We start from the raw sequence: 5,905 nt of genomic DNA on the forward strand, positions 1-5,905 counted from the left end.
AGGGGTTAATTCCATATAGCGCTGGTTTATCAGCATTACCCGTTACATCTCTTATACAGCAAGACTTATAGAGCGAGCATTAATAGTTTCATCCTCTAACAACAATTTCGCAACCTCTTGAATATCAATAAGTTTTTCAGATTTGCAAAATGTAAATGTACCCAACATATTAAAATGTTGCCAAGCAACGGGAGATAATCGTTTAATTTCGTTGCATAATGCCTCATCGCCACGTTGTTTAGCCTGCTCTAAAAGAGCTGATAATAAAGCAGTATTGTAATAAATCATGCAACAAGCCAAGATTTTATTGCATTGATTATTAATTTCTAACATTTTGTCAGTTTTTCCTAACAATTGCTTACCACTGATTTTGAGGATGGCTGAACGTAATTGATGGAATGCCTCTCCTCTATTTAATGCTCGGTGGACACAACGTCTCATCTCAACATCATCAATGTACTTAAGCATATAAATGCTCATAATTATCTTATCAAACTCTATCAATGCCTTTAGAGTAGAGTTTGCTTGTGTATAAGAAGATAGTTTTCTTATCACCGTACTCTGTGAGGTTTCTTTCATCGCAATGGATGCGATAATTCTCAAGATATTATCCCATTCATCAATAATTAATTGTTTGGGTATTTTTTTAGAAGGCTTTATTAAAAATTTACTGTATTCGCTTGGCTTTTTAAAGGCAACAAGATTTTTATCGGCTTTTCTATTTATTTGGGTGAACCTTGGCATAAAATCATAACCAAACAAATACATCATTGCAAAATTAACCCGGTTGATGCTATGCATGTCTCCAGATACCGCTGTAATCTTCAGATCGCTGGTATTGTTATAAACAATATCCAGAACATGATGGCTTTCATGTTCATTTGCACCAATTACTTTGGTATTAACGGGTAGATGATTAGCAATTAGACTATAAGAAACAACACCCTTTCCATATCCAAAATATTTTGTTGAGTACCGTGCCATTATTGTTTGATATTTTGTTTCTAATTTTTGACCATCAAGACTTGCATGTATTCCATAGTCCGATAAATTATAATATTCAAAGATGGGTAGTTTCGCAATGTGATTAATAATTTGATCGCCTGCGCCAATCAGTGATTCCAGTCGAATAAAAGTACCTTCAACATTATTTAAATCGTGAATACTTACATCAGAAGACTCAGCCATTCGCTTCTTCCCAATAGAGGCTCCTTGAGCAATAAGGTACGCTTTGACATGTTCTGGTTTTACAGCTGTTTTAGCCCCCTTATTTAAAATATGAGTGAAACTCTCAAAAAAACCCGTCGCTTGGGCCGTATACTCAATGCCACTGGCCAGACTTACCGTTTCGATTTTTTTATAGAAAGGATTATTAGCCAGATCTTCTTTCTTTTTATAAGGTAGTCGCCAGGTTAATTTATCTTCATCAATTTTTATATTCTTGTTTTGTTTTGAAACAATGCGCTGATTAACTTGCTTATATAGTCCATCAATTTCTTTCTCCATAGCTTTAAGCAATGACGCTATAGGCTTTAAGTTTAAGCAGTTGGATAAATTATCAAGTATTTTTGTTTTGTCCTTTAACCAAGAGTCCTTGGAAATTAATTCATCCTCCAATCGTCGATAATTCACTGTGTCTGAAATAAACAGGTTGCCAGAGCTGAGTTCTTTAGCAATTTGCTGATACAGAATCACTTCATACCGATTAATATTAATAAATTTAATTTTCTTTAATCGTTTGCCAGAACCGCTTATAATTTTCTTATAAATTAAATATTTTGTCATTCCCGATGGTGCGAAAGCGAGAGGTGCTCCAAGTGCAGGGATGTCTTCTACCTTCCCTTTACCAAGTAGCTGCTGCATGAACTCAATTGCACTACCTAAATTTGCTTGTTGCTCAGAATTAAATTCTAAAGCTGTGAAAATGGAACGTAAATTCGTTTTAATAGCGCTGAATTCATTGTCATAATATGTCCATGTATAGTCTCTCTCATCAATCGATGGATTTGCCAGTTTTTCTGCAAATACGCTAAAGTTTTTTTGATCAACAATCTCATAACAACTTGGACGAATATTGTCTGGAACAATATCATGATTAGCAATGATTTTTAGAATCTTACTTGCTGTTTTTCGAGCAGGATCTATTCCAAGTTTAGCTTCTAATACACAGGCTTGTGCATAAGCTTTCGCTAAATCTTCATATGTACCCATTTTGTGAATAAAAAATGAAGTCAGATGATCATTTAATTTAACAAAACGCTGCCAAACAAAGCATATCAAATATAACCTTGCTTTTTTTCTGTTTAATTTTTGAAGTATATTGACCTCATAGAACTCGGCAAGCCCTGTATAGTATTGAATGTTCTGCCTTGAGATGTTCAATAAAGGTATTATCATTTTCGATTTATTAAATAAAGCGACAATTTTTTTTTGTTTCGAGAGTTCTTTCTGCATTTCTTTGGTTTTAAAGTTCTTTGGATCTTTTTTCAACAAAGTTAAATTGTGAAATAGGTCGTCCTTTGCTAATAAACTATCAAGATCAGCCTTTTCACCTTTATTTAATAAACGCTCTAATTTTAAAGTGAGCCTGTTTTCTTCTCGATTAATCGCTTTTGAAACAATACTCTGTAATGTTGAATATTTAGGACGAATAGTTTTATGCTGTTCACAAAACTCCAAGAGTTCATCAAAAACAAATTTTGGTTGCAAATCACGGCTAGTGAGTTTTTTTGCATGGCGACCCAGATTAGCAATAAATTCAGCGCCTGAACGTGTATAACTGTAAATATCACAAATCATTTTTTGTGCAGCATAATGCTTATTGATATCTATGTCTTTTTTAGGGAAATTAGTTCCTGGAAAATGTTGTTTGATAATAAACTGTGTGTCGTCTTTTACTTGTTGAAAAGTAAATTTATAAAAATTCCTGGTTGCCCTGAAGTATCCCACTTGCAACAGATAATTGATTTTATTGTTTACAATACTCTGTTTGCTGAGATAAACCTCGTCCTCAGCTGTTATTTCAAAAAATAAGGAGCGGTCTTCTTCATCAATTTTAGGCAAATCATAGAGTTGGCTTATCTCTTCCTGAGACAAGATGGTGAGGTGATCACTAATGGCCACAAAAATATTCCAAATTGAGAGCAGTGAGTTTTTGGTCAGAGGTAGGAGTTCAAAAAAACGCTGGTTATTATTAACTGCCTTGCAGGTTTCACTAGCAACCTGAAATCAAAGGCTTTATAGTTAACGAAATTGGTTAATTCTATCAAAGTTAAAAGAACTTATAAAGAGAAGTTATAATGAACGATTGTGTAATATATGGATATGCCCGAGTCTCAACTCGAGACCAAAATCTGGATTTACAAATTGATGCACTTACAAAAGCAGGTTGCCAAAAAATATTTCGAGAAGTAGCCAAAGGGGCTAAAACTGATCGACCTAAGTTGAATGAATTACTCACCATACTAAAATCTGGAGATACGCTAATTATATGGAAGTTGGATCGAATGGGTAGATCGCTCCAACATTTAATTACTACATTCAATGAACTAATAAACAAAGGGGTTGGAATCATTAGTATTCAAGACCCGATTGACACTACTACAGCACAGGGAAGACTAATGTTTAATCTTTTTGCCTCCTTAGCGGAGTTCGAAAAAGATTTAATTCGTGAGCGTACTATGGCTGGGTTATCCTCAGCACGAGCAAGGGGTAGAACCGGTGGCCGACCCCAAGGCCTTACTAAGCAAGCGACTGAAAAGGCATGTGCTGCAGAAGCACTTTATCGTCAAGGAGAATTAACATCGGAACAAATAGCAAAACAACTTGGTATTTCAAAACCTACCCTTTATAAATATCTGAAATTCAGAGGAGTACCCATCGGGATAAAAGAGTCTCACTAACTATTAAACTCACTCTGGACTCAAACAATACAGAGGTTTTTTATTATTGGTATTGAAATTTGAAGTGGTTAATACGGTCATTTAAATAGTAATTAAAAATTCCTAATCATTTTTCTAAGCTTAATCGTCTGTTTATGTAAAATTTACCCCATACAAGTCCCAATACAGCAGCAGTAAAGGAACCAATCAATACTCCCAGCTTCGCTGCATTGAGCAAATGTTCATTATCGAAAGCTAACATTGCAATAAAAATGGACATTGTAAACCCAATGCCGGCCAGAAGACCTACCAATCCTACGCCTTGCCAGTTCACATCTGGTGGCAATTGACACCATCTTATTCGCACAGACAACCAGCTTAAACTTAAGATACCAAGTGGCTTTCCGATCACCAAAGCTATAGCAACACCAATGATAATTTGCAGCTCATTATCACCAGAAAAAGTGCCCTTGCTCATACTTACACCAGCATTTGCCAAAGCAAATAATGGCATAACTCCATAAGCAACCCATGGGTGCAATGCTTTTTGGACTCGAACAACAGGGGGTAACAATTCCCTATGAGCAAGCTGAATTTTTCGAAGCGACCGTTCCAACTTATGTTCATCTTCCATTTGTGGATCTCGGCCAGTAAGTTCATTGACAATGCGAGATAACATATCTAGAGGACGCTCACTCATACGAACAGACACTACTGGAGTCATTAGACCAAGCACCACTCCTGCTAAAGTGGGATGAGCACCAGTCATCAGGAGCCCGACCCAGATAATGGCTCCCGGAATAACATAGCTAAAAGCAGAACCAATCCCGATGCGCTGAAAGCCTAGCACTAACATAATACCCAAACCAGCAATCAGGAAGCCACCATAATTAAGACCACCCGAATAGAACACTGCAATAATGATCACTGCAATAATGTCGTCGATGATAGCTAGGGTCAGCAAGAATATCCGAATATTTCCCGGGATAGATCGTCCCAGCAGTGCAAGTACACCAACGGCGAATGCAATATCAGTAGCTGTCGGTATCGCCCATCCATTTTGATGAATCGGTAGGGAATTGAATCCAAGAAAAATTAATGCAGGAACAACAACGCCACCTAATGCCGCAATCATTGGAAGCATCGCCTGCCTCATGTCACTTAATGAGCCCTCAAATATTTCACGACGAATTTCCATACCAACAACGAGAAAGAAAAAAGTCATCAGAGCATCATTAATCCAAAAATGTAACGACCTGGAAAACACAAAGTTCCCTAATCCAATAGAAAAAGGTGCGTGCCAGACATTATTATAGCTCTCAGCCAAAGGTGAATTAGCCCATATTAACGCTATCGCGGCAGCAACGAGTAGAACAATACCGCTAACGGCCTCTATATGAAGAAAGCGTTCTATTGAAGCAAAAGCCCGTTCTGCTAACACTTGAGCTCGCGGCAAATCAGGCGGTGTAGGATGTCTGTTCATATTCATATTTCATTAAACCCTTTGGAGATTGAACCCTTTGTTTACATTTCATTATTAAAAATGTCTGAAGGCTTTAACCTTAGAGTTTGTCACTATTGAAAGCAAGAAAATACTTTTATTCAATCAGAATTAAATGATTTTAACTTTTTTTAGCAAATCCACCTTAACCATGCTTACCTCTTAAAGAGAATTGACTCAACATGGCCTTTTTCCCTACCTTCATCAAAAACACTTGTAACACGTAGTTCTTAAGTTTCTTTATTAGTCTCATAGACGGGATACAATTTAAGATGTTATTTCATTCCGCATGCCTGGGCTGTCTTGGTAATGTCAGAGCTGATCAATTATCACCTGTTGCTTAGCAACATTTTAATATGTTGGAATATTTATATTTTTAAAATCAGAAAATCTTGTTGATATTCAATGGGTTGTAAAATTACCATTAGAGGATGAAACTATCAATGCTCGCTCTATAGACCTTGCTGAATAAGGGGTGTAGACGATGATGCTGATAAACCAGCGCTATATGGAATTAACCCCT

The 5,905-nt window shown here is 36.5% G+C and carries 3 protein-coding genes; 1 reads left to right on the forward strand and 2 read right to left on the reverse strand.

What is annotated here, in order from left to right; translation table 11 throughout:
• Positions 1-51: 51 nt before the first annotated feature.
• Positions 52-3,123, reverse strand: a complete 3,072-nt coding sequence (locus Q0495_RS02215) for a Tn3 family transposase (protein ID WP_298622579.1) — start codon at positions 3,121-3,123, stop codon at positions 52-54.
• 176 nt (positions 3,124-3,299) lie between these two features.
• Here Q0495_RS02215 and Q0495_RS02220 point away from each other — a divergent pair, with 176 nt between their 5' ends.
• Positions 3,300-3,902 (forward strand): recombinase family protein, encoded by a 603-nt coding sequence (locus Q0495_RS02220; RefSeq protein ID WP_241534019.1) that lies wholly within the window; start codon positions 3,300-3,302, stop codon positions 3,900-3,902.
• 106 nt (positions 3,903-4,008) lie between these two features.
• On the opposite strand, the gene nhaA is transcribed toward Q0495_RS02220, so the two are convergent.
• Positions 4,009-5,370, reverse strand: a complete 1,362-nt coding sequence (nhaA, locus tag Q0495_RS02225) for a Na+/H+ antiporter NhaA (protein WP_241534020.1) — start codon at positions 5,368-5,370, stop codon at positions 4,009-4,011.
• Between the last annotated feature and the right edge of the window lie 535 nt (positions 5,371-5,905).

Source organism: uncultured Legionella sp., from assembly GCF_937871865.1.
In the GTDB taxonomy this organism is placed as follows: domain Bacteria; phylum Pseudomonadota; class Gammaproteobacteria; order Legionellales; family Legionellaceae; genus Legionella.